Source organism: Cellulosimicrobium sp. SH8 (assembly GCF_025818875.1).
Taxonomy (GTDB): Bacteria; Actinomycetota; Actinomycetes; order Actinomycetales; family Cellulomonadaceae; genus Cellulosimicrobium; species Cellulosimicrobium cellulans_D.
This window is the reverse complement of sequence record NZ_JAMXMH010000005.1, coordinates 274,762-299,437: the sequence shown is the minus strand read 5'-3', so window position 1 is coordinate 299,437 and position 24,676 is coordinate 274,762. Positions and strand designations below refer to the sequence as shown.

20 protein-coding genes are annotated in these 24,676 nt (G+C 76.4%); 7 read left to right on the top strand and 13 right to left on the bottom strand.

Going from position 1 to position 24,676, the window contains the following annotated elements; all coding sequences use genetic code 11:
- Window positions 1–7: 7 nt before the first annotated feature.
- Together NF338_RS09505 and NF338_RS09500 are read right to left on the bottom strand one after the other, a co-directional pair.
- Entirely contained in the window at window positions 8–1,846 is a 1,839-nt protein-coding gene (locus NF338_RS09505; protein ID WP_264030527.1) for a siderophore-interacting protein, read from the bottom strand.
- Window positions 1,846–2,889: an ABC transporter substrate-binding protein gene (locus NF338_RS09500; protein WP_264030526.1), complete on the bottom strand. Its 1,044-nt coding sequence runs from the start codon at window positions 2,887–2,889 to the stop codon at window positions 1,846–1,848. The genes NF338_RS09505 and NF338_RS09500 overlap by 1 nt, the downstream gene beginning before the upstream one ends.
- Before the next feature lie 180 nt (window positions 2,890–3,069).
- On the opposite strand from NF338_RS09500, the gene NF338_RS09495 reads away from it, so the two are divergent.
- Window positions 3,070–3,855, top strand: a complete 786-nt coding sequence (locus tag NF338_RS09495; protein ID WP_264030525.1) for a helix-turn-helix domain-containing protein — start codon at window positions 3,070–3,072, stop codon at window positions 3,853–3,855.
- Window position 3,856: 1 nt separating this feature from the next.
- On the opposite strand, the gene NF338_RS09490 is transcribed toward NF338_RS09495, so the two are convergent.
- On the bottom strand, window positions 3,857–4,435 hold the full coding sequence (locus tag NF338_RS09490) for a dihydrofolate reductase family protein (RefSeq protein ID WP_264030524.1): 579 nt from the start codon (window positions 4,433–4,435) through the stop codon (window positions 3,857–3,859).
- Window positions 4,436–4,569: 134 nt separating this feature from the next.
- On the opposite strand from NF338_RS09490, the gene NF338_RS09485 reads away from it, so the two are divergent.
- On the top strand, window positions 4,570–5,295 hold the full coding sequence (locus tag NF338_RS09485) for a nucleoside/nucleotide kinase family protein (protein WP_264030523.1): 726 nt from the start codon (window positions 4,570–4,572) through the stop codon (window positions 5,293–5,295).
- On the opposite strand, the gene NF338_RS09480 is transcribed toward NF338_RS09485, so the two are convergent.
- The 5 genes from NF338_RS09480 to NF338_RS09460 form a co-directional block, all read right to left on the bottom strand.
- A complete protein-coding gene (locus NF338_RS09480) occupies window positions 5,271–6,410 on the bottom strand; it encodes an endonuclease/exonuclease/phosphatase family protein (RefSeq protein ID WP_264030522.1) in 1,140 nt (379 codons plus the stop codon). The two genes, NF338_RS09485 and NF338_RS09480, sit on opposite strands and share 25 nt — an antisense overlap.
- Before the next feature lie 206 nt (window positions 6,411–6,616).
- Window positions 6,617–7,090, bottom strand: a complete 474-nt coding sequence (locus NF338_RS09475; protein WP_264030521.1) for an HNH endonuclease — start codon at window positions 7,088–7,090, stop codon at window positions 6,617–6,619.
- 305 nt (window positions 7,091–7,395) lie between these two features.
- The gene (locus NF338_RS09470) at window positions 7,396–8,730 is read right to left on the bottom strand and encodes a low temperature requirement protein A (protein WP_264030520.1); all 1,335 of its coding nucleotides are present in this window, start codon (window positions 8,728–8,730) and stop codon (window positions 7,396–7,398) included.
- Entirely contained in the window at window positions 8,727–10,238 is a 1,512-nt protein-coding gene (locus NF338_RS09465) for an ATP-binding protein (RefSeq protein WP_264030519.1), read from the bottom strand. Before NF338_RS09465 ends, NF338_RS09470 begins: the two co-directional genes overlap by 4 nt.
- Window positions 10,239–10,289: 51 nt before the next feature.
- Window positions 10,290–11,966 carry an FAD-dependent oxidoreductase gene (locus NF338_RS09460; RefSeq protein ID WP_264030518.1) on the bottom strand — a complete coding sequence of 559 codons (1,677 nt, stop codon included), beginning with the start codon at window positions 11,964–11,966 and terminating at the stop codon, window positions 10,290–10,292.
- Window positions 11,967–12,151: 185 nt separating this feature from the next.
- Here NF338_RS09460 and NF338_RS09455 point away from each other — a divergent pair, with 185 nt between their 5' ends.
- The 5 genes from NF338_RS09455 to NF338_RS09435 are packed head-to-tail and all read left to right on the top strand — an operon-like array spanning window position 12,152 to window position 20,729.
- A complete protein-coding gene (locus NF338_RS09455) occupies window positions 12,152–13,717 on the top strand; it encodes a pyridoxal phosphate-dependent decarboxylase family protein (RefSeq protein ID WP_264030517.1) in 1,566 nt (521 codons plus the stop codon).
- Window positions 13,714–15,222 (top strand): lysine N(6)-hydroxylase/L-ornithine N(5)-oxygenase family protein, encoded by a 1,509-nt coding sequence (locus NF338_RS09450; protein WP_264030516.1) that lies wholly within the window; start codon window positions 13,714–13,716, stop codon window positions 15,220–15,222. The genes NF338_RS09455 and NF338_RS09450 overlap by 4 nt, the downstream gene beginning before the upstream one ends.
- Window positions 15,219–17,693 carry a GNAT family N-acetyltransferase gene (locus tag NF338_RS09445; protein ID WP_264030515.1) on the top strand — a complete coding sequence of 825 codons (2,475 nt, stop codon included), beginning with the start codon at window positions 15,219–15,221 and terminating at the stop codon, window positions 17,691–17,693. The genes NF338_RS09450 and NF338_RS09445 overlap by 4 nt, the downstream gene beginning before the upstream one ends.
- A gap of 16 nt (window positions 17,694–17,709) precedes the next feature.
- Complete coding sequence (locus NF338_RS09440) at window positions 17,710–20,022, top strand: penicillin acylase family protein (RefSeq protein ID WP_264030514.1); 2,313 nt, start codon at window positions 17,710–17,712, stop codon at window positions 20,020–20,022.
- On the top strand, window positions 20,019–20,729 hold the full coding sequence (locus tag NF338_RS09435; RefSeq protein WP_264030513.1) for a GNAT family N-acetyltransferase: 711 nt from the start codon (window positions 20,019–20,021) through the stop codon (window positions 20,727–20,729). The genes NF338_RS09440 and NF338_RS09435 overlap by 4 nt, the downstream gene beginning before the upstream one ends.
- Window positions 20,730–20,798: 69 nt before the next feature.
- On the opposite strand, the gene NF338_RS09430 is transcribed toward NF338_RS09435, so the two are convergent.
- From NF338_RS09430 to NF338_RS09410, 5 genes are read right to left on the bottom strand one after another with little or no spacing between them, the layout of a single operon-like run.
- The gene (locus NF338_RS09430; protein ID WP_264030512.1) at window positions 20,799–21,161 is read right to left on the bottom strand and encodes an ACT domain-containing protein; all 363 of its coding nucleotides are present in this window, start codon (window positions 21,159–21,161) and stop codon (window positions 20,799–20,801) included.
- Window positions 21,162–21,221: 60 nt separating this feature from the next.
- Entirely contained in the window at window positions 21,222–21,776 is a 555-nt protein-coding gene (locus NF338_RS09425) for a hypothetical protein (RefSeq protein WP_264030511.1), read from the bottom strand.
- A 46-nt stretch (window positions 21,777–21,822) separates the two neighbouring features.
- Window positions 21,823–22,914 (bottom strand): NAD(P)/FAD-dependent oxidoreductase, encoded by a 1,092-nt coding sequence (locus tag NF338_RS09420; RefSeq protein WP_264030510.1) that lies wholly within the window; start codon window positions 22,912–22,914, stop codon window positions 21,823–21,825.
- A complete protein-coding gene (locus NF338_RS09415) occupies window positions 22,911–23,456 on the bottom strand; it encodes an isoprenylcysteine carboxyl methyltransferase family protein (RefSeq protein WP_264030509.1) in 546 nt (181 codons plus the stop codon). Before NF338_RS09415 ends, NF338_RS09420 begins: the two co-directional genes overlap by 4 nt.
- Window positions 23,453–24,589, bottom strand: a complete 1,137-nt coding sequence (locus NF338_RS09410) for a type III polyketide synthase (RefSeq protein ID WP_264030508.1) — start codon at window positions 24,587–24,589, stop codon at window positions 23,453–23,455. Before NF338_RS09410 ends, NF338_RS09415 begins: the two co-directional genes overlap by 4 nt.
- Window positions 24,590–24,676 lie beyond the last annotated feature (87 nt).

Below are 24,676 nucleotides of genomic sequence, written 5' to 3'. Positions count from 1 at the left end.
GCCTTCGTCATCCGGTAACCCGGCCCCGTGTCCTCGTCACGGGATCGGGACAACCTCCCTGGACATCACACCTAGGCGTCCCGGCGGCGAGCTGGACCTGTTCGACACCCCAGCCGAGCGCCTCGTGCCGTTCGACGCGCCAGCCCGCGCGCTCCGCGAGCCGTGCGACGTCGTCGGGCGTGCGCGGCGGGGCGCCGGTGGTGGCGAGCGAGAGCAGGGCGTGCTCGTGCGCGTGCGGGCTGAGCCCGTCGGGCGTGAAGTCTTCGACGAGCACGGCGCGCGGCGCGGCGGCGCGCATCGCGGCGAGGAGGTCGACGACCTCGTCGTCGGTGCGGTGGCCGGCCCCGAGCGCGCACACGGCGACGTCGGCCGCGGGCCACGCCACGGCCGCGGCGTGCGCCGCGCCGGGTCCTGCCTGCTCGCGCAGGACCCCGAGCGGGACCGTGTCCTCGACGAGCGTCGTCGCGCGGTCGCCGGGGACCTCGGCGAGCAGGTCCGCGAGGACGAGCGCGCCGGGGCCGCCGAGCGCGACGGACCGCGCGTCCGCCCACACCGGCCAGGTGGCGAGACCCGTGAGCACGTACGGCAGCACGTCGGCGCCCTCCACGACCTCCGCGGCGCGCTCGGCGTCCGCCTCGACCTCGGCGCGCAGCGTCCGCCCACGCGAGCGTGACCACGCCGGGACGCCGTCGCGCAGCGCCGGGGCGAGCGCCGCGAGCGCCAGGACGGCGTCCGCCTCCAGACCCTCGTACTCCTCGCGCTCGTGCTCGTCGTCGAGGAGGTCCTCGCCCGCGTCGCCCAGGGCGACCGTGTCGCCGTCGAACGTGACGACGCCCGACGCCGCGAGCACGCCCACCAGGGTGCGCACCGCGCCCGGCGTGACGCGAGCGACCTCGGCGAGGGTCGCGACGTCGCGGGGCCCCGCGCCGAGCTCGTCGAGCAGGCCGAGCTGCAGCACGGCGCGGGTCGCGAACCAGGGCACGGGCGACGGCACGCCCGCGGGCTGCGGCTCCCTCTCGCCCGCAGACCCGTCGGCCGGTGCCGGGCCGGGCGCCGGCTCGGCGTGCCAGTAGCCCGTCACGTCGACATGCGTCCGCGGCACGGCACGCTCGCGCGCCAGGTAGCGCCGCACGGGCAGGAGCGCGCGGCTCTCGCTCGCCGCCCACGCGTAGACCTGGCCGGGCCACCACTCGAGGGCGCGCACGGCGTCGTCGAGCGCGGCGCGGTCACCCTCGGGCGCGACGACCCACCGCACGGTGTCGCCCGCGCGCAGCGCCAGGTCCTGGCGTGCGGACTCGTCGCCGATCGTCACGACGACCTGGACGGGCACGTCGACCGGCCGCTCGTCGAGGAAGCGCCCGATCGCGGGCAGCGCCGTCTCGTCGCCGGCGAGCAGCGCCCAGTCGACGTCGTCGGGCCAGACCGTCGACGCCTTGGGCCCGACGAACCACAGCTCGCTGCCCGGGCGCGCCGCCTGGGCCCACGCCGCGGCGGGGCCGTCGCCGTGCAGCACGAGGTCGAGGTCGAGCTCGCCGGCCGCCGCGTCCCAGCGGCGCGGCGTGTAGTCGCGACCCTGCCGGTTGGGGGCGGGCGGCCAGTCGATCCCGTGCGCGCGCTGTACGGGCAGCGCGGACGCGACGTCGCCGTCGGACCCGAGGACGATCTTCACGTGGTCGTCGAACCACGGCGCGTCGAACGCGGGCATCGGCAGGCCGTCGCGCTCGAACGCCCCGAGCTCCGGCCCGATCAGCGTCACGCGGCGCATCCGGGGCGTCACGTCGACGACGCGCGCCACCTCGACGCGCCGCAGCACCAGCGGGTGCGTGCGCAGGCGGTGCTGGGCCATCAGGAGAACTGCTCCTCGACGACGTCCAGGAGCCCCATGGCCTCGTGGTAGTCGCCGCGGATCGTCCACGTCGGCAGCTCATACGCGTGGCCCGACGAGAACGACGGCAGGCCCGCGTACACGGGGTCGGCGGCGAGCGCGTCGACGTCGATCTCCGCGCCGTTGAACCCGACGACGAACACGTTCGGCACGGTGACCACCGAGGTCACCTGCTCGGCCGACACCTCGAACATGTCGCCGCCCGGCGTGTACGGCTCGGCGCCCGTCTGCGCCTGGATCGGCTGGATCGCGAACCCGAGCCGCTCGAAGATCGCGGGCAGGCCCTCGCCCTCGTTCAGCGCGAACGTCTTGCCCTCGGACGTGAGCGCGAGGAACGCCGTCTCGCCCTCGGGCACGGTGATGGCCCCGCCGACCTCGGCGAGCCGCTCGTCGTACCCGGCGACGAGCTCGTCGTACGTCGCGGCGTCGTCGAACACGTCCTGGGCGAGGAACGCGAACTGCTCCTGCCACGTGGTGTACGTGCCGCTCACCAGGACGGTCGGGGCGATCTGGCTCAGACCGTCGTAGACGTCGGTGGCCTGCTTGAGCGGGAAGCCCCACCCGCCGCCCACGATGAGGTCGGGGTCGAGCGCGAGGATCGCCTCGAGGTTGTAGCCGTCGGCGCTCCACTCCATGAGCTCGGTGCCGTCGGCCTCGGCCTGGTCCTCCCAGAAGGGCGAGAACTTCGGGTCCGGGTCGTCCGTCACCTCGGGGACCGTCGCGAGCACGGGCACGTCGAGCTCGTACAGGTAGCCCGCCAGGGCGTGGTTGAGCACGACGACGCGCTGCGGGTCGGTCGGGACGGTGACGTCGCCCTGGTCGGTCGTCACGACCCGCTCGGCGGCGGTCTCGGACGCGGTCGAGCCGGCGTCGGCGGAGGGCTCGCCACCGGAGCCGGACGGCGTCGTCCCGGCGGAGCAGCCCGCCAGGGCGAGCGACGCGGCGGCGGTGAGCGCGGCCAGCGCGACGAGGGGACGGCGGGCGGGGCGACGTGACGACAGCATGGGACCTCACACTCGGCAGCAGGGACGCGGGGGCCGCACGGCGCACCGGGGCGCTCCTCGCGAGGTTAGGCTAACCACACCTGAGGGACGATCCGCGTCCGAACGTGACACGACCCGTCCCGGACACGACACGTCACCGACCCGAGCCGACCCGACCCGACCCGAGCGAGAGGAGAGCGCATGACGCCGACCGCGCTGGGCGCCGTCGTCCCCGAGCACTCCGTCCGCTTCCTCGGCCACGGCACCCACGCCCACGACGAGCCGCACCTCGTGCACGTCGTCGCCGGCACCGCGGAGCTCGTCGTCGACGGCGCGCCCCTGACGCTGCGCACGCACGAGAACCTCTGGCTCGCCCCGCGCGTCCCGCACGCGATGCGCCTGCCCGGCGACTCGATGGCGCTCGGGCCCGTGCTCTCCCCGGGGGTCGAGCCGCCCGCGCGCGTCCACCGCCTCGGCGTCGTGCCCGCCCTGACGCGGGTGCTCACGGCGGTCCTGTGCGCGGCCCCGGCGACGCCCGAGCAGGTCGCGCCGTTCCGCGCCGCGCTCGAGGACGTCCTGCGGGGGCTCGCGGGCGACTACTTCGTCCTGCGGCTGCCCGTGCATCCCGTCGCGCGGGCCGTGGCGAAGGAGGCCCGCCGGGGCGTCGCGACGCTCGACGAGCTCGCCGACCGGCGCCGCGCCAGCGCGCGGCACGTCCAGCGGCTCTTCGTCGAGGAGACCGGGCTCGCGTTCGGTCGCTGGCGCACGCGCGCCCACCTCAACGTCGCCGTCGCCCGGCTGCGCGGCGGGTCGCAGCTCGACGCCGCGGCCCGCGCCGCGGGCTACGCGTCGCGCGCCGGCCTGCTGCGCGCGCTGAGCCGGGAGACCGGGCTCCCGGTCGCCGACCTCGCGCGCGACCCGGTCGCGGCGCTCGCGGCGCGTCCGCCCGAGGGGTCGGGGGACCGGGTGGTCCCGGCGAGCGCCTGAGCTACGCCTGCGCGGCCGTCGGACCGGCCGCCCGGACGACCCGGTAGCGCAGCGCGGTCCGCGCGCCGAGCTCGTCGACCCGCACCTTCTCCAGCTCGGCAGGCGCCTCGCCGTCGAACAGCCGGACGCCGCCCCCGAGCAGGACCGGCATGACCTCGACGGCGAGCTCGTCGACGAGCCCGGCGGCCCAGAGCTGGTGGAAGACGTCGGCCCCGCCGATGAAGGTCACGTCGCGCTCGCCCGCGGCGGCGCGGGCCTGCCGGACCGCCGACTCGACGCCGTCCGTGACGAACGTGACCCACAGCCGCTCGTTGCGCTTCGGCGCGACCGGCGGTGCCGTGTGGGTGACGACGAAGATCGGCACCTGGAACTCGTAGCCGTCCGCGTAGCCGTCGGGGTCCGGGGCCATGTCGTACGTGCGCCGGCCCATGAGGACGGCGCCGGTCCGCTCCTGGAGCTCTCGCAGGTACGCGCTGCTCGCCAGCTCCTCGAAGTCCGCGTACAGCGCCTCGATGCTTCCGTCGGCGTCCTGGACGTAGCCGTCCAGCGACACCGCTGCTCCCGCGACCACCGTGGCCATGCCGTCCTCCTGGGTTCGAGATCCTGGGTCGTGGGGTGAGACCCGACCCGCGCCGCCGACTCATCGGTCCCGGCATCGCCGACCCACGACCACGACCCACGACTCGCGAGCCGTCGGCACGGGACACTGGGTGCATGACCGTCGAGAAGGATGCCGTGGACCTCGTGCCCGGAGACGCGCAGCCGTCCGCCGAGGTCGCGGACCCGGCCGTGCTCCTGGCGCGCGTGCGGGCTCTCCGCGAGCGGTCGGGCGGCGGGCGCGTCGTCGTCGGGATCGCGGGCAGCCCCGGCGCCGGCAAGACGACGCTCGCGACCCGGCTCGTGGAGGCGGTCGGACCGGAGGCCGTGCACCTCCCGATGGACGGGTTCCACCTCGCGAACGCGACGCTCGACCGGCTCGGCCGTCACGACCGCAAGGGCGCGCTCGACACGTTCGACGGCGACGGCTTCGTCGCCCTGCTGCGCCGGGTGCGCGAGGAGCGCGACCGCACCGTGTACGCGCCGTCCTTCCACCGCGAGGTCGACGAGCCCGTGGCCGGGGAGATCGCGGTCGAGCCGTCGCACGGGGTCGTCGTGGTCGAGGGGAACTACCTCCTGGTACCCGAGGACCCCTGGGGTCGGGTGCGCGACCTGCTCGACGAGGCGTGGTTCTGCGGCACCGGTGCCGCCGAGCGCGAACGGCGCCTCGTCGACCGGCACACGCGCCACGGGCGCACCGTCGAGGCCGCGACCGCCTGGGCGCACGAGGTCGACGGGCGCAACGCGCTCCTCGTGGAGTCGACCCGCACCCGCGCCGACCTCGTGGTGTCCGGGGCGATCCGGTTCGACGCCGTGCCTCAGGCGAGGTCCACGTCGGCGTAGAGGGCGGCGTGGTCGGAGGCGGCGTGCGTCGCCGACGTCATCGTGTCGTAGTGGGGGAACAGCGTGCCCTTCGTGCCGCCCCAGACGCCCCTGCGGAACACCGACCCGCCGACGGTGCGGTCGAACAGCGCGGGCGAGAGCAGCACGTAGTCGATCTTCTGGCTCGCGGTCCCGTTGCCGTACGTGCCGGGCCGCCCGTCGCCGCGGAACGCCGGGTGCTCGCTCACGTCGCGCAGGTCGGTCCGCTCGAGCAGGGGGCGCAGCGGGGTTGACCCGGGCGTGTCGTTGAGGTCGCCCACGACCACGACATTGTCCTCGCCGCGGGCGCGCAGTCCCGCGTAGATCGCGGCCGTGCGGGTGGCCTGCCGGCGTCGCGTCGCGTCGGACGCGGCCTGCGTGCCGTAGCCCTTGGACTTGAAGTGGTTGACGAGCACCGTGAGCGTGCCGCCGCCGGGCAGCTCGACGACGTACTCCGGGCAGTCGCGCCCGAACACGAGGCGCCCGCGCGAGTCGCGGTCGTCGACGTGCGAGCGGACGGTCCCGATCCGGTACGGCCGCGTCGTGAGGAGCCCGACGTCGATGCCGCGGTCGTCGTTGCCGTCGATGACCATGACGTGCGGGTAGACGGGTCGCCCGGACGGTGTGACGACGCCCGCGTCCGTGAAGTGCTTGAGCGCGACCCGGCTCTCGGCCTCGACGACGGCCAGCACGTCGGCGTCGACGTCGGCGACGACGCGGGCGGTGTGCGTCATGGCGAGCTCGTCGACCCGGTCCTTGACCAGGTCGACCCAGCCGACCCAGTCGCCGCGCCCGGTGGCGACGACCTCGGTGCGCGCGGTGCCCGCCGCCTGCGAGCCCGTGCGGCGCACGAGCCGCCCCCGGACCTGGCGGAGGACCGCGAGCGCGGCGGCGTCCGAGCGCAGCAGGCCGAGGGTCTCCAGGTGCTCCAGGATCTCCGCCCGCACGCCCGGGCCGTACTGCTCCTCGGCGATCAGCGCGTTGACCCGAGCGTGCGCGGCCAGGACCGCGTTGCCGCCCGTGAGGGGGCCCGCCATCGCGCGCGGGCGCTCGAACAGGTTCTCGACGTTGAACGTCCCGATCCGGAACCTCGCCATCGTGGTCTCCCTCGCGCGGTCCGGGACCCGGGTGGGTGCGAGACGCGGACCGGCTCTACCGGGAGGGAGGGCGCGCCGCCCGGTCCCGGACGGTCGACGGCGTCGCGCCCGGGAGGCAGGGCGCAGGCGTGGGGAAGCCCGGCCGGTGTCACCGCCACCGGCCGGGCGGCCTGGGGAGCCGACCGTGGCGCCGGTCGGGGGACCCGTCAGCGTCTGCGCGGGGCGGGCGCCGACGGGTAGATGTCGCGGAACGCGGGCTCGAACGGGCGTCTGAGCATCCGCAGGCCCGCCTGCTCGGGCGTGCGGCCGCCCTTGGCGGCGTTGCACGGCTCGCACGCCGCCACCGCGTTGAGCCACGTCGTCGTCCCGCCCTGGCACCGCGGCACCACGTGGTCCATGGTCGTCGCGGTCCCGCCGCAGTACGCGCAGCGGTACCGGTCGCGGCGCAGCAGCGCCGCGCGCGAGTACGGCACGCGGCCCTGGCGCTCGTACACCCACCGGGTGTGCACGTACCGGACGAGCGCGACCGACCGCGGCCGCTGGTACGGGCCGAACGTCTCGCCCTCGACGGCCTCGAGCACCTCGGCGACCCGCCGGTGCAGCATGCGGATGGCGTGGCGCAACGACACGCGGCCGATCTCCTGGCTGCCGCCGAGGTTGTAGATGACCACCTCGCTCATCGTCGCGCCTCCTGTCGTGTCGGTGGCCGTGGCGGCCGTGAGGTGGGGCGTGACCTGGGGTGGACGACGAGAGCCGCCCCAGGACGGTGCCCCAGGACGGCTCTGCAGGTGGACGACGTGCGTCGTCTACCTGAGGAGCGCCCTTCGGGACGGGTCGGTGGACCACTGGTGCAGCACGCGGGTCCACCTCCCCTTCACCGGTCGTCATGATCGTGCGTCCGGGCGGGTTCGACCGGACGCCACGAGGCTATGCCCGCGATCGTCCGACGTCCACGATTTTGCCCGGGCAGGTTGCCGGGCCGGCGTCAGGTGCCCGCCCCGGCCGGGGTGGGCACCGGGCGGGGACCGCGGGCCAGGGCGAGCTGGACCAGCAGCGCTCCCGACAGCACCCACACCAGTCCCGCGGCCGAGATCGTGCCGCCGGCGAGCCAGGCCACCGCCCCGGCGGCGACGACGGGCACGGCGAGCAGGGCGGCGGTGCGCCCGTCGCGCAGCGCGGCGTGCACCCCGGCGGACACGAGCCCGTGCACGGCGAACGCGCCGACGAGCAGCGCGAGCTCGCCCGGGTCGAGCGCGCGCGCCGGACGGTCCAGGACGCCGCCGAGCGCGCCCGCGAGCGTCGCGAGCGCCCCGGTGGTCACCAGGTGCAGGAACCACGCCGAGCGCGGCGGCACCCCGGCGGGACGCAGCAGCGCGACGCCCGCATAGCCCGACCGCACGGTCAGCGCCCACAGGCCCACGAGCAGCGTGAACGCGCCCGCTCCGGCGACGAGGAGCGTGCGGTCCCACTCGGCCTCGCTCGCGGCGTCGATGGCCTGGATGAGACCCTCGCCGAGCACGATGATGACGAAGAGGCCCAGGCGCTCCCCGAGGTGCGGGACGTCGCTCACGGCCGCGTCGACCGTCGTCGGCACCTCGACCTCCTGGTCGCCCCTCGCGCCTCCCGCCCCCCGCCGTCCGCCACGTCCGCGCCTCTCGTCCGCGAGACCCGCGGGCGCGCGCCCGCCCTGCCCCAGCCTGTCGCGACCCCGGCGGTCGCGCCGGGAACCCGGTCCGCGCCCCCGGCGCTCGCGGACCTCGTCCAGGCGTTCCTGCGCCCGTTGGACCAGGCGCTCGCCCGAGAGCGTGAGGAGCAGGAGGAGGTCGATCGCGAGGCCGACGGCCCAGAGCGCGTACCGCGTCTGCCCGTCGAACCACCACGACACGATCCACGGCACGACGCCGGTGAGCGCCTGCACCACGGGCAGGTCGACGACGACGGTCGTGCGGCGCCACGGTCGCGCGGCGACGAGCCGGCCGACGACGTACGCGACCGCGAACGCCTGCGCGTGCTCGTCGTGGATGCCGGGCACGGCGGCGATCATCACCGAGAGCGCCGCCATCCCGCCGAGGATGGGCAGCGCCCGGGCGCCCTCGCCCGCGACGTTGCCGTACGTGGTGAAACAGGCCCACACGAGCCAGAACGCGGTGTACGCGACGACGTAGAGGGCGAGCCCGCCGCGGTCGTGGTCCTCCTGCAGCAGGTGGGCCAGCATCCCGATGCCCGCGACGACGACGAGGTCGAAGAAGAGCTCGAGCCACGACGCGTGGCGCTCCTCGCCGACGGGCGACGTCCCCGCGGCGGGGGCGGGGGCTGTCACGGCTGCGGGGTCTGCGCGGGCTGCGGGGCCTCCAGCGGCAGGTGCACGACGAACCGCGTGTCGCCGGGCACGGACGTCACCGTGAGGTCGCCGTGGTGCTTGTTGACGACGATCCGCCACGAGATGTCGAGGCCGAGCCCGGTACCCTGCCCGACCGGCTTGGTCGTGAAGAAGGGCTCGAAGATGCGCGGCCGCACGTCGTCGGGGATGCCCGGGCCGGTGTCGGCGATCTCGATCTCGGCGCGGTCGTCGACGCGCCGCGTCGTGACCGTCAGCGTGCCGGCCCCGTCCATCGCCTGGGCGGCGTTCTCCACGAGGTTGGTCCACACCTGGTTGAGCTCGGCCGCGTACACCGGCACCAGCGGGAGGTCCGGGGCGTAGCGGCGCACGACCTCGACGCCCGCGAGGGAGTGGTCGAGCATCGTCAGCGTGGAGTCGAGCAGCTCGTGCAGGTCGACGGGCCGGAACGGCGCCCGGTCGAGCTGGGAGTACTGGCGCGCGGCGCCGACGAGGGTGGAGATGCGCACGGTGGCGTCCTCGATCTCGGCCATGAGCTGCTCGGTCTCGATCGTGTACGCGAGCCAGCTCACGGCCCCGGTGAGCGCGCCGGCGTCCACGCGCTCGGCGACGCGGTCGAGCCACGGCTCGTCGATCCCGGCCTGGACCAGCGCGGGGGAGACGCGCCAGCCCTCCGGGAGGCCGTGGTCCTCGAGCCAGTCGGTGAGGCGGTCCTCCAGGTCGGACGTCTCCAGCGCGCCGACGGCGTCGGCCGTCCGGGTGTCCGCGTAGCGCTCGAGCGCCTCCTCCTGGAGCCGGATGAGCTCGGCGAGGGTCGCGCGGTCGTAGGGCCCGTCGGCGATGAGCGCGAGCTTGTGCCGCATGGCGGCGACGCGCTCGCGCAGGGTCCCGGTCGCGCGCACCGCGGCGGCGGCGGGGTTGTTGAGCTCGTGCGTGAGGCCGGCCGAGAGCGACCCGAGCGCGAGGAGGCGCTCGCGCTGCCCGACGAGCTGCTGCGCGTCGCGCGTCCCCCAGAAGACCCCCTCCAGCAGGTGCACGGCCATGGGGAACCACTCGGTCATGAGCTTGGCGAAGTCGTGCGCCTCGAGCACGAAGAAGCGCGAGGGCTCCAGGGCGCGCGCCGAGTGCAGGTAGGTCTGGGGGAGCCGGTCGCCGAGGTAGGCGTTCCACGCGCCCAGGTACACGCCGACCTGGTGCGTGCGCGAGACCTCGACCTCGTCCTCGCCCACGCGCCGGTAGAGCGCGACGCCGCCGTCGAGCAGGACGTAGAACGCTTCGGCAGGCGTTCCCTCGTGGAACAGCCAGCCCGCGTCGTGCCGCTCGACGTGCCCGGTCGCGCAGAGCCACGCGAGCTGGTCGTCGGTGAGATGCTCGAACAGGAACGTGGCGCGCAGCTCGTCGACGTCGCACGGCAGCCAGCCGCGGGCGGCCGCCGCAGCGGAGGCGCCCGGGGTGGGCGGGGTCGTGGTGGGGTCCTCGGTGCTGGTCACGGTGTCGCCTCCGGGGTTCGGGTCGGGGCTGTGTCGCGCGGGACGGGACGGTCAGAGCTGTTCGAGGTAGCGGTGCACGAGCATGACGGCCATGGCGCCCTCGCCCACGGCGGACGCGACGCGCTTGGCGGACTCCGCGCGCACGTCGCCCGCGGCGAAGACGCCCGGCACGGACGTCTCGAGGTGGTAGGGCGGGCGGTCGAGCGTCCACCCGGCGGGCGGGACGCCGTCGCGCAGCAGGTCGGGACCGGCGACCACGTACCCGCGCGGGTCGCGCGCGACGACGCCGTCGAGCCAGTCCGTGCGGGGCGCGGCGCCGATGAACACGAACGCCCAGCCGCACTCGACGCGCGTGGTCTCGCCGGTGTCGACGTCGTGCAGCTCGAGGTGCTCCAGGTGGTCCTCGCCCGACGCCGAGACGACCTCCGTGCGGGTCAGGACGCGCACGCGCGGGTGCGCCTCGACCTGCTCGACGAGGTAGGACGACATGGACCGGGCGAGCGAGTCGCCCCGGACCACGAGGGTGACCCGCTTGGCCTCGCGGGCCAGGTAGAGCGCCGCCTGCCCCGCGGAGTTGGCGCCGCCGACGACGTACACCTCCTGGTCGTGGCACGCCGTGGCCTCGGTGAGCGCCGACCCGTAGAACACGCCGCGCCCGACGAGGTCCCCGAGCCCCGGTCCGTCGAGCAGCCGGTAGGACACGCCCGAGGCCAGGATGACCGTGTGGGCGTCGATCGACGTCCCGTCGGGGAAGCGGACGCTGCGCGCGGGCCCGTCGACGTCGAGCTCGATCGCGTCGCGCGTCGTGACGATCTCCGCCCCGAACCGCACCGCCTGTCGCCGTGCGCGCTCGGCGAGCTGCGCGCCCGAGATCCCGTCGGGGAAGCCGAGGTAGTTGTCGATGCGCGAGCTCTGCCCGGCCTGGCCGCCGGTGGCGGTGCGCTCGACGAGCACCGTGCGCAGCCCCTCCGACGCCCCGTACAGGGCGGCGCTCAGCCCGGCGGGGCCGCCGCCCACGACGACGAGGTCGTAGAAGTCGGCCGTGGGCCGCGTCGCGAGCCCGACCCGCTCGGCGAGCGTGGCGTCGTCGGGCGCGACGAGCGCCTCGCCCTCGGGCGTGACCACGAGGGGGAGGGTCTCGCCGTCGGTCTGCGCCGCGGTGAGCAGCCGTACGCCCTCGGCGGACTCCGACGGGTACCAGCGGTAGGGCACGCGGTTGCGCGCGAGGAACTCCCGCACCTGGGACGAGCGCGCCGACCACCGGTGCCCGACGACGACCGTCTCGGCGGGGCGACGTCGGTCCGTGGTGGACCACGCCTCGAGCTGCGCGTCCACGACCGGGTACAGCTTCTCCTCGGGCGGGTCCCACGGCTTGAGGAGGTAGTAGTCGAGGTCGACGACGTTGATCGCCTCGATGGCGGCCTCGGTGTCCGCGTAGGCGGTCAGGAGGACCCGCCGCGCGGCGGGGAAGAGGTCCATCGCCTGCTCGAGCAGCTCGACGCCCGTCATGCCGGGCATGCGGTGGTCGGCGAGCACGACGGCGACGTCCTCGCCCCGCAGCGCGAGCTCGCGCAGCGCGTCGAGCGTCTCGGCGCCCGACTCGGCGCGCACGATGCGGTACCGGTCGCCGTACCGGCGGCGCAGGTCGCGCGCGACGGCGCGCGAGACCCCGGGGTCGTCGTCCACGGTGACGATGGCGGGGCGGGTCGTCGCGACGGTCGGTTCCACACGGTCTCCTCGGGAGCCACGGACGGGCGATTGCCATCCTCCCGCCGCGCGGGTCCCACGTCCACGGCGGCGTGGCGCAGGTCACTCTTGACGGCGCGTTCGACTGCGCTAGGTTAGGCAAGGCAAACCTCAGATTGCCCCGTCGCGATCCGCGCCGGTCCTCTCCCCGTACCTGGAGCCTCGTCATGCTCTCAGCACGATCCGTCGCGCCCGCGCACGGTCCCTCGACCGCCCCGGCCCTGCTCACGGGCGCGACCGCGGGCGACTACGCGAGCACCCTGCACGCCGTCGTCGACGACGTGGCCGCGCGCGTCGCGGCGGTGACGCAGCCCTGGTCGGGCGCGAGCCGCGCGCAGCTCGCGACGCTCGTGGACGACGTCGACCTCGACGCGCCCGGCGTCGGCACCGACGCGGCGCTGCGCGACGCCGCAGACCTGTACGCCACGCACGCGGTGTGGTTCCACGACCCCGCGTACGCCGCCCACCTCAACTGCCCGGTCGCGCTGCCCGCCGTCGGCGCCGAGGCGATGCTCGCGGCGATCAACACGTCCGTCGACACGTTCGACCAGTCGACGGTGGCGACCCTCATGGAGCGCCGCGTCGTCGCGTGGACCGCGCGCCGGGTCGGGTACGCCGCCGGTGACGGGGTGCTCACCTCCGGGGGCACGCAGTCCAACCTGCACGCGCTCTTCCTCGCCCGGGAGCGCGCCGTCGAGCGCGCGGCCCGCGCGGGCGGCCCCGGCCGGTCGACCCTGCTGCCGCGCCTGCGCGTCCTCGCGGCCGCGTCGAGCCACTTCAGCGTGGCCCGTTCCGCCCTGCTGCTCGGCCTGGCCGACGACGCCGTGGTCCACGTCGGGGCCGACGCCGACGGCCGCCTCGACCCCACGGCGCTCGCAGCGGCGGTCGGCGCGGTGCGCGCGGCGGGCGACCTCGTCATGGCGGTCGTCGCGACCGCGGGCACGACCGACCGCGGCTGCGTGGACCCTCTCGCGGCGGTCGCGGACGTGTGCGACGCGACGGACGTGTGGCTGCACGTCGACGCGGCGTACGGCTGCGGCCTGCTCGTGTCGCCGACGCGACGGCACCTGCTCGACGGGATCGAGCGGTCGCGGTCGGTGACCGTCGACTACCACAAGGCGTTCTTCCAGCCTGTGTCCGCGAGCGCGCTGGTCGTGCGCGACCGCGCCGACCTGGAGCGCGTCGCCCACCACGCGGACTACCTCAACCCGCGCGAGAACGCCGAGCCCAACCAGGTCGACCTGTCGCTGCAGACGACCCGGCGCTTCGACGCGCTCAAGCTCTGGGCGACGCTGCGCGCGCTCGGCCCCGACGGCGTCGGCGCGATGGTCGACGCCGTGTGCGACCTCGCCGCGGCGGTGCACGCCGACCTCGCCCACGACCCCGACCTGCGCGTGCTCGGGCGCACCGACCTGTCCACGGTCCTGTTCCGGTACGAGCCGCCGGGGCTGGCCGCGGAGCACGCCGACCGGCTCGTGCCGCTCGTGCGGCGCGTGCTCTTCGAGTCCGGGCGCGCGGTCGTCGCCAAGACCGTGCTCGACGGCGTCCCGTGCCTCAAGCTCACGCTCCTCAACCCGGCCGTGACCCCTGCGGACGTGCGCCACGTGCTCGGCCTCGTGCGTACGACCGCGCAGGCGCTCGTCGAGCGCGACGCGCTGCTCGGGGACGAGGACGACGCGCACGCCGCGGACCTCGTGGCCTCGCTCGCGACGGCCGGGTCGGTCGCCCGATGACCGGCGCCGCGGCCCCGAGCCCGCACCCGAGCCACGGCGTCCCGATCCACGACCCGTCCCGCGTGCGCGACGTCGTCGGCGTGGGCATCGGGCCGTTCAACCTCGGCCTCGCCGCACTGTCCGCGCCGCTCGACGACGTCGACGCCGTCTTCCTCGACGCGGCGCCGGAGTTCCGCTGGCACCCCGGCATGATGATCGAGGGCGCGACGATCCAGGTCCCGTTCCTCGCCGACCTCGTCACCCTGGCCGACCCCACGTCGCCGTACTCGTTCCTCGCGTTCCTCAAGGCCACAGGCCGGCTCTACCCGTTCTACATCCGCGAGTCCTTCTACCCGCTGCGCGCCGAGTACGACGCCTACTGCCGCTGGGTCGCGGCCCGCCTGGGCTCGCTCCGCTGGTCGCGGCGGGTGGTCGCCGTCGAGCACGACCCGGCCGCCGACGCGTTCGTCGTACGGGCCGATGTCCTCGACGCGGACGGCGCCGTCACGGGCACCGAGGAGCACGGGGGGCGTCACCTCGTCCTCGGCGTCGGCACCGCCCCGGTGCTGCCGCCCGCGCTGCGGGCGCTCGCCGACGAGGTCGCGCGCGGCGAGCACCCGGGTGCCGGGCCGCTCGTGCACAGCGCGCAGTACCTGCCGCACCGCGCCGCGCTCGTCGACTCCGGGTCGGTCACGGTCGTGGGCAGCGGCCAGTCGGCCGCCGAGGTGTACCGAGACCTGCTCGAGGGCGTGCACGGCGACGCGCACGGCGACGGGTACCGGCTGGACTGGGTGACGCGCTCGCCGCGCTTCTTCCCCATGGAGTACACGAAGCTCACGCTGGAGATGACGTCGCCGGAGTACACCGACCACTTCCACGCGCTGCCGCTCGAGCTGCGCCAGCTCCTCGGTCGCGAGCAGCGCGGCCTGTACAAGGGGATCAGCGGCGACCTCGTGGACGAGATCTACGACACCCTGTACCGCCTCAGCCTGGACCGCCCGGTGCCGACGACGCTGCTCACGGACACCGAGGTCGTGGCCGCCCGTTACGAGCCGGGGGCAGGTGAGGCGGGGGAGTACGTGCTGCGCCTGCGCCACGCCCAGCTCGGCGTCGAGGTCGAGCGCCGCACGCGCGCCCTCGTCGCCGCGACGGGTTACGCCGCGGCGGTGCCCGCGTTCCTCGACCCCGTGCGCCACCTCCTGCGGTTCGACGAGCTCGGCCGGTTCGACGTCGCGCGCGACTACACGGTCGACGACGCGCGCCGCGTGCACGTGCTCAACGGCGAGGAGCACACGCACGGCATCACGGCCCCCGACCTGGGCTTCGCCGCGTGGCGCAACGCCGTGGTGCTGCGCACCGTCACGGGGCGCGAGGTGTACCCGGTGGAGGAGCGCATCGCGTTCCAGACGTTCGGGCTGCCCGACGACGCCGGTACCGCTGCCGCCGAGCCCCCGACCGCGTCACGCACCCCAGACGCCGCGGCGTCCGCCGCGACGGCCGGGCGCACGGCAGGGGAGGCCCGATGAGCGCCCCCACCGCGACGACGGCGGCGGCCGCGCCGTCGCCCGCCCCGGCGACGAGCGCGAGCCCGGGCGCCGCCTTCGCGGTGCGGGTCCGGCTCGGCAGCGGCCGCGCGGACGTCTCGTTCGAGGCCGTCGACCCGGTGCGCGACGCCGCGCGCGTGCAGGGCTGGCTCGCGCACCCGCGCTCGGCGTTCTGGCAGCTGGGCCACCTCGACACGGACGGCGTGCGCGCCTACCTGCAGGAGGTGGCCGCCGACCCGCACCAGGACGCGTGGCTCGGCCGTGTCGACGGCGAGCCCACGTTCCTCGTCGAGACGTACGACCCGGCGCGCGTCACGCTCGCCGGCGTCCCCGCCGCCGTCGCGCTGCTGGAGCCCGGCGACGTGGGGATGCACCTGCTCGTCGCGCCGCCCGCCGGACCCGCGCGCAGTGGCCTCACGTCCGCCGTGATGGGCGCCGTCGTGCGGTTCTGCCTCGACCCCGCCGGGCGCGGGGCGCGGCGTGTCGTCGTCGAGCCCGACGTGCGCAACGCGGCGATCGCGGCGAAGAACGCCGCGGCCGGGTTCCGCGTGCTGCGCGAGCTCGAGCTGCCGGGCAAGACGGCGCACCTCGCGGTCGCGACCCGCGCCGACCTGGACGCGAGCCCGCTGGGCGACGGCGTCGACCTCGCGCCGCACCTGCGGCCCGACCTGGCCGACCGCGCCCACCGCCACCTCGTCGCCAAGTCGATCGCGGAGCTCACGCACGAGCGCCTCCTCGCGCCGCGGACCGAGGTCTGGCCGGTCGAGGCGAACGGCCCCGGCGAGTACGTGCTGCCCGTCGCCGGCGGCGCCGTCGAGTACCGCTTCGTCGCGCGCCGCTACGCGCTGGAGCACTGGGTGCTCGACGAGGCGTCGATCCGGCGGGCCGCCGTGCCCGGCGACGGACCCGGGGAGACGGGCGCGCGGCACGACCTGCCGGTGGACGCGCTCGACCTCGTGGTCGAGCTGCAGCCCGACCTGGACATCCCCGACGACCTGCTCGCCACCTACCTCGAGGAGGTGTCCTCGACGCTCGCGAGCGCGACCGCCAAGACCGAGCGGTACGAGCGCACCGGCGGGCCGAGCGCCGTCGACCTGCTGGGCGCCTCGTTCCAGGAGGTCGAGGCCGCCATGACCGAGGGGCACCCGGGGTTCGTCGCGAACAACGGGCGCATCGGGTTCGGTCTCGCGGAGTACCGCGCGTACGCGCCCGAGAACGGCGGGCGCGTACGCCTCGTGTGGCTCGCCGCACGGCGCGAGCACACCCACCTCGCGCTCGGCGCCGGGCTCGACGAGGCGTCGCACTACGCGGGCGAGCTGTCCGACGACGAGCGCGCGGCGTTCGCGGACCGGCTCGCCGCGCGCGGCCTCGACCCGGCCGACTACCTCTACCTGCCCGTGCACCCGTGGCAGTGGGAGCACCGCGTCCCGATCACGTTCGCCGCCGACGTCGCGCGCGGCGACCTCGTGCCGGTCGGGCAGGGCGCCGACGAGTACCAGCCGCAGCAGTCGATCCGCACCCTGTTCAACCTCACCCGGCCCGGCCGCCACTACGTCAAGGTCGCGCTCGCGATCCAGAACATGGGGTTCCTGCGCGGGCTGTCGCCCGCCTACATGCGCGACACCCCGGCGATCAACGACTGGGTGGCCGACCTCGTCGCCGCCGACCCGGAGCTCGGCGGGCGCGGCTTCACCGTGCTCCGCGAGCTCGCCTCGATCGGGTACACCGGCGACGTCTACCACCGCACCACGACCCCGTCCGCGCACCGCAAGATGCTCGCCGCGCTGTGGCGCGAAAGCCCCGTGCCGCGCACCGCACCCGGGGAGCGCCTGGCCACCATGGCCGCGCTCCTGCACCGCGACCCCGACGGCGCCGCCCACGCCACCGCGCTCGTGCGCGCCTCCGGGCTCGATCCCGCCGACTGGGTCCGGTCCTACCTCGACGCCTACCTGCGCCCGCTCGCTCACGCGCTCCTCGCGCACGACCTCGCGTTCATGCCGCACGGGGAGAACCTCATCCTCGTCCTGCGCGACCACGTCGTCGTCCGGGCCGTCATGAAGGACGTCGGCGAGGAGATCGCGGTCCTCGGGGACGCCGCGCTGCCGCCCGGGGTCGAACGCGTGCGGGCCGTCGTCGACGACGAGGAGAAGGCGCTCGCGATCTTCACCGACGTGTTCGACGGCGTCCTGCGCCACCTCGCCGCGGTCCTCGCCGGGGACGGCGTGCTGCCCGAGGACCGGTTCTGGGGCCTGGTCGCCGAGTGCCTCGACGCCCACCGCGCCGACCACCCGGACCTGCGCAGCGGCGTCGACCTGCGCGCACCCCGGTTCGCGCACTCGTGCCTCAACCGGCTCCAGCTGCGCAACACGCTCCAGATGGTCGACCTCGCCGACCAGTCCGCGTCCCTCCTGTACGCGGGCACGCTCGCCAACCCCGCAGCGCGGGACGCCTGACGTGGGGGCCCCGGGCGTGCCGGGCGCCCCGCCCGGCGGGTTCGCCGTGCACCGCGACGCGTGGGGCGTGCCGCACGTGCGTGCCGCCGACGAGCTCGCGCTCGCGCGGGGTCAGGGGTACGTCACCGCGCTCGACCGCGGCTGGCAGATCGAGGTCGACCGGTGGCGCGCCGAGGGCCGCCTCGCCGAACGCCTCGGCGAGCCCGGTCTCACCTGGGACCGGTTCGCCCACCGCGTCCGCCTCGCCGACACAGCCCGCCGCGCCTACGCGGCGCTCGCGGACGACGACCGCGCCTGGGTCGACGCGTACACCGCGGGCGTCAACGAGGGCCTGGGTCGGGGCCGCGACGTGCCCGAGCTCCACGCGCTCGCCGACCCGGGGTGGCCGGGCGGGGGCGACCTCCTGCCGCACGAGCCGTGGCCTGCGTGGGCGCCGCTCGGCGTGTTCCTCGTCGCGCACGTCCTCTTCTCCGGCTTCCCGCACGTGCTGTGGCGCGACCACGTCGCCCGCACGCTCGGGGCCGCCGTCGCGCGGTCGCGGCCCGACGTCCCGCTCACCGCCGTGCTCGACCTGCTCGCCGTGGACGGCGGTCCCGGCTCGGGGTCGAACGCGTGGGCGCTCGCGGGCGCGCGCACCCGCAGCGGGGCGCCGCTGCTCGCGGGCGACCCGCACCGCCTGCTCGAGCTGCCGGGCGTCTACCAGCAGGTGCGCCTGGCGTGCGACGACTACGACGTCGTCGGCCTCGCGTTCCCGGGCGTGCCCGGCCTGCCGCACTTCGGCCACGCCGGTGACGCGGCCTGGGGCGTGACGAACGCGATGGCGCACCACGTCGACGTCGTCGCCGAACGCCTGCGCCGGACCGCCGACGGCGGGGTGGAGGCGCTGGGCCCGGACGGCCCCGAACCCGCGGAGGTTCTCGTCGCCACGGTGCGCGTGCGCGCCGCGGGAGGACCCGTGGAGCACCGCGTGGAGACGGTCGAGACGGCGCGCGGGGTCGTCGTGACCGGCGGACCGGACGAGCCCGACCGCACGTTCGCGGTCCGGCTGCCCGCACGGGTCGACGCCGACCTCGGCGTCGCCGCGTGGCGACGGCTGCTGCGGGCCCGCTCGGCGCGCGACGTCACGGACGCGTTCGCCACGTGGGTCGACCCCGTGGACCGCGTGCTCGCGGCGGACCGGGACACGGTGCTGACGGTCACCGCCGGCCGCGTGCCGCACCAGGACGTGGCGGGGCGGGCCCTGCCGCTGCCCGCGTGGTCCGACGCCGCGCGCGCCCGCCCCTGGGTCGTCCCGCCCGGTCCCGTGGTCGTGGAGGACGTGGCGGTCGACGCGAACGAGCGGCCCGCGCGCCCGGAGATCGACCTCGGCCACACCTACGCACCGCCGCACCGCGCGCGGCGCATCCGCGCGCTGCTCGACACGGCCGGTGGCGACGCGACGGCAGCGGACCAGTCGCGCGTCCACGCCGACACGCTGCTCGGCGTCGCGGACGACCTGTTGCGCTGGCTCGGCGGGCCCGCGGGCGGCGGGTCCCCGGGTGGCGGGTCCGGGGCCGGCGAGGGCGCGTCCGGCGCGACCGTCGGCGCGACGGACGGCGACCCCGCATCGGCGCGGGCGGCCCGCCGCCTGCGGGCGTGGGACTGTCGCATGGACGCGGACAGCGCGGACGCGGCCCTGTTCGCCGCGTGGCGTGCGGCCCTCGTGCGCCGGGTCGCCGCGCATCCCGCCCTGGCGCCCCTGCACGCGCCGCACGGGCTCGACGCCGTCTTCGCCCCGTGGCTGTCGGTCACGGCGCGCGTCGCGGACGCGCTGCCGGCGCTGCTCGGCGCCGCGTGGCTGGGGATCGACGGGACGGGCGAGGCGTGGGCCGCGCTGCGCGAGGTCGTGCGTGATCCCGCGGGCGCGCGTGACGACGGCCCCGACGGGCCGGACCGGGTGCTGCCGGACCCCGACGGCACGAGCACCGTGCTGGCGAGCACCGTGCCGGTGTGGGGCGCGACCCACCGCGTGCTCGGCCTGCATGTGCTCCTCGACGTCCCGGGGGTCTCAGCGCCGCGCGTGCCGTCGCTGCCGCTCGGCGGCGACACGGACACCGTGCGCTGCACGGCGAGCGTGCCCGGGATCAGCGACGTGTGCGTGCGCGGGTCGGTCGCGCGCTGGGTGTGGGACCTGGCCGACCGCGACGCGAGCCGGTGGGGCGTGCCGTTCGGCGCGAGCGGGGACCCCCGCTCGCCGCACTTCACCGACCAGCTCACGGCGTGGGCGGCCGCGGAGACCGTGCCCGTCGTGACCGACTGGACCCTGCTGCGCCACGAGGAGACCCGATGACCACCCCCGCGAGGACCGAGACCCGCCCCGAGGCGCCGACCGGACCGGGCGGCGAGTCCGACCGCCCCGCGCCCGCTGCCGACGTCGCTCCCGCGGGGAGCGGGCGGCTGCGGACGGGGGCGCCCGGCGAGCTCCTGCTGACGCACGACGCCCCGGGCGGCGGTCGGCTGACGCTGCGCGTGCTCGACCCCGACGCCGACCTCGACGTGCTGCACGACTGGGTGACCCAGCCGCGGGCACGCTTCTGGGGTCTGGCCGAGCTGTCCCGGGCCGAGCTGCGCGACCTGTACGCGTACGTCGGTTCGCTGCCGTCGCACCACGCGTTCCTCGTGCGGTGGGACGAGACTCCCGTGGCGCTGCTGCAGACGTACGAGCCGGAGCACGACCCGGTCGGCGAGGCGTACCCGGCGCGGCCCGGCGACGCGGGGGCGCACTTCCTGCTCGGGGCGCGAGGGCCCCGCGGCGCGGACCTGTGGGGCGCGGTCGGGCCGCTGCTCGTCGGGTTCTGCTTCGCCGACCCGCGCGTGGACCGCCTCGTCGTCGAGCCGGATGCCGCGAACGAGCTTGCCCACGCCCGGATCCGTGCGCTCGGCTTCGAGGTCGCCGACAGGGTGCGCGTGGGCGAGAAGAACGCGGTCCTGGCGTTCCTCACCCGCGAGCGCGCCCGCGACCTCCTCGCTGCTGCGGCGGCCGCCGCGCGCGACTGACGTCCCGCGCGGGAGACCGTCCACGGGGGAGGCCCCGGAGGCAGTACGCCCTGGGCCCGGGTGCGGGTCTCAGCGCGGACCGGCGACGGCGTGCCCGGCGTCGCGCAGGGCACGCGTGGCCCGGTCGAGGTGGTCCTCGGGTACGAGCACGAGGTCCGCGTGGAACGTCGAGGCGACGAAGACGGCGATGCCCGCGTCCGCGAGCGGCCCGACGACGGAGGCGAGCACCCCGGTCGACGCCAGGTCGTGCGCCGAGCCGTAGAAGCCGGCCCACCGCTCGGCGTCGTCGAAGGGCGACGCGTGCCGCACGACCGTCAGCCCCTCGGGGGCACGCACGAGCGCGACCCACTCGTCGTCCTCCGGGAACGTGGCGCCGGGGACGTTGGCGAGGAGGAAGCGGTCGGGGACGACGTGCAGGTCCAGCGAGGTCATGCGCGGAACCGTAGCCGCCCGCGCCCACACGGCCGTCGTCGCGTCGGTGCCGTGGGCACGCTACGGGGCGAGCGCGAGCACCGGTTCGGGGTCGTCGACACCGACGAGGACGGTGGCCGCCGTGACGCGCCGGGTCCCCGCTACGCGGGCCACGACCGGGGCGGCGAGGTCGAGGCGGACCACGGGCGACCGCGTGGACCGCACGAACGACACGACGCCGTGGGCGGGCTCGGCAGCGCGCCCGCCCACGTCCGCGGTCCCCGGATCGTGGCCCGCGCCGAGCTCGACGGGCCGCGCCGGTGTGCCCTCGTACGGCGCCGCGCCCACGACGTCGGCGCGCGGGACGACGACGCCGCCGACCCAGCCGAACCGCAGGACGAGCGCGTCGGGGCCGAGACGGTAGGACGCCCACAGGGGTGACGCGAGGACCACGACGAGGCCCACCGTCGCGAGCCCGAGCACCACGTCGACGACGAGGGCCGCGGCGTCGGGCAGGAGCGCCCCGGCGACGAGGTGCACCGTGAGCACCTCGACGGCGCCGAACGCGACCACGCCCGCGACCAGCGCACCCCACTGTCGGCGGGGCCCCGCCCCCACCCGCTGCGACCGTGCCACGCGGCGACCCTACCGGCCGTCGTCGGGCAGGGCGCAGCCGCGTTCCTCAGCGGGCGAGGCGTTCGACGACCGCCCCGTACAGCCACGGGGCGGCGCTCGCGGCGGGCACGATCGCGCCGCGGGCGGGGCTGCCCGCCCACGCGAGCAGGCCGGTGGTCAGGACGCGGTAGTCGCGCGTCGCGCGCGCCCAGGCCCGCTCGTAGGCGGCGGCGTCGTCCAGGTGGCGCACCGCGGCCTCGGCCTGGGCGAGCCCGACGCGCACCCCCTCGCCGGTGAGCGCGTCCACGTACCCGGACGCGTCGCCGACGAGGCGCACCCGCCCGGCCGTGCGGCGTCGGGCACGCTGGCGCAGCGGACCGGCACCGCGCACCCGCCCCAGCACCGGGGCGTCGCGCAGGTGCTGCGCGAGCCCGGGAAAGGCGTCCAGCCCCGTGGCGGGGCGGCTCCCCGGCCCGGAGCCCGTCTCCCGGCTCGCGGGGGCGCGGTGGGTGAGCACGGCGACGCCGACGACGTCGGGCCCCACCGGGGTCACGTACGCCTCGGCGTGCGCGGCCCAGTGCACCTCGACGAGGTCGCTCCAGGGTGCGACGGAGTAGTGGGTGCGCAGCCCGAACCGGGCGCGCCCGCGCGGCGGGGCGTCGAGCCCGGTGAGGCGCCGGACGGTGGAGTGGAGCCCGTCGCAGCCGAGCACCCAGCCGGCACGCACGACCGAGCGTGCCCCGCCCTCGTCGCGTGCGGCGTCGAGCGTGACCTCCACCCCGCGCTCGTCCTGGCGCAGCGCGCGCAGGGTCGCGTGCTCGATCGTCACGCCTTCGGCGAGGGCCCGTTCGCGCAGCGCCGCGTGCAGGGCTGTGCGCCGCACACCACGGCCTGGCCCGACCGCGAACGGGTGGTCGGCGTGGCGGGTCGCGTCCCGGTAGCTGATGCCGGCGAGCGGGTGCCCGGGCGGGTCGACGCCGAGCGCGAGCACCGCGGCCAGCGCGCCGGGCAGCAGCCCCTCGCCGCACGCCTTGTCGATCACGCCCGCGCGGCGGTCGACCACGACGACGTCGTGCCCGGCGCGGCGGGCGTGCAGCGCGGCGGCGAGCCCGACGGGCCCGCCCCCGACGACGAGCACGTCGGTGCGCGCGGGAGTCACGGCGACGCCGGGCGGGGCCCGTCCGCGGTGGCGAGGGCGAGCGCGCGCTCCTCGGCCGGGATGCGGAACCGGGCCAGCAGCACGGCGTTGAGGACGGTGAACGCGAGCGCCGTGACCCAGCACGAGTGCACCAGGGGGAGGGCGACGCCCTCGACGACGACCGCGACGTAGTTCGGGTGGCGCAGCCACCGGTACGGCCCCCGTGCCACGAGGGGAAGGCCCGGCACGACGATGACGCGCGTGTTCCACCGCGGTCCGAGCGTCGCGATGCACCACCAGCGCAGCCCCTGGCTCGCGAGCACGAGGGCGAGCATGGGCCAGCCCAGCCAGGGCAGGAACGGCCGGTCGGCGAGCCACGCCTCGGCGACGCACGCGAGCAGCAGCCCGGTGTGCAGCGCGACCATGGCGGGGAAGTGCCCCCGGCCCGACTCGACGCCGCCGCGCGCGAAGGACCAGCGCGCGTTGCGCGCCGACACGACGAGCTCCGCGAGCCGCTCGACGGCGGTGGCGCCGACGAGCACGACGTACCAGGCGAGGCTCATCCGCCCGCCCCCGCGCGAGGCGTCCCGCGACCGTCGAGGCGCAGGAGCACGAGCTCGGTGCTCACGCCAGGCCCGAAGGCCATGAGGACGGCGGGCGTCCCGGGCGGGGCGGCGGGGCGCGCGAGGGTCGCGGCGAGGACGTGCAGCACGGACGCGGACGACAAGTTCCCGACGTCGCGCAGGGAAGCGCGGCTGAGCGCGAGGTCTTCCTCGGCGAGGCCCAGTGCGTCGCGCACCGCGTCCAGCACGCGCGGGCCGCCCGCGTGCACGACCCACGCGCCGACGTCGACCGGCTCGAGGTCGTGCTCGGCGAGGAGCGCCTTCACGTCGCCGAGCAGGTGCGCGCCGATGAGTTCCGGCAGCCGCGCGGACAGCACGATCTCGAAGCCCGTGTCGCCCACGCGCCACCCGAGGTCGCCCGTCGTGCCCGGGTGCAGGTGGGAGCGGGAGTCGACGAGGCGCGCCCCGCGCGCCCGCGCGGCCCCGCTCCCGGACCGCCCGTACGGGCCGGGGCGCCGCGCGAGCGGGTGCTCGTCGCCCACGAGGACCACCGCGGCCGCGCCGTCGCCGAACAGGCCCGACGCGACGAGGTTCGCCGTCGACGGGTCCCCGCGCTGCAGCGTCAGCGAGCACAGCTCGACCGCCACGAGGAGCGCGACGTCGCGCGGGCGGCCCCGCAGCAGGTCGTCCGCGCGCGCCAGGCCCGCCGCACCTCCCGCGCACCCCCACCCGAACGACGGCGTGCGCCGCACGTCGGTGCGCAGGCCCAGCCGGGCGGCGACCAGCACGTCGAGCGTGGGCGCGCCGACGCCCGTGACGGTCGTCAGGACGACGTGGTCCACCTCGTCCGCGCGCAGCCCCGCGTCGTCGAGGGCGGCCCGGCAGGCCCGCTCCGCGAGGTCCGTGCCGAGCGCGAGGAACGTGTCGTTGGCCGACCCGAACGTCAGCCCGCCGTAGTCCTCGACGGGCAGCGCGAGATGACGGGTCTCCACGCCCGCGTGGGCGTGCAGGCGGCGTGTGAGCGCACGCCGCACCGGGTCGTCCGTGAGCAGCTCGCTCGTGACCCGGGAGATCTCGTCCTGGCGGTACGCATGGTCGGGCAGCGAGGTCCCGACGGCGACGACGCGCGACATGCCCGCATCGTCCCACCGGCCTGCCCCGCCCGCGCGGGGGCGAGCAGAGCGGGTCGGTCGCGGGCCCGGGCGCGCGAGCGTCCGGGG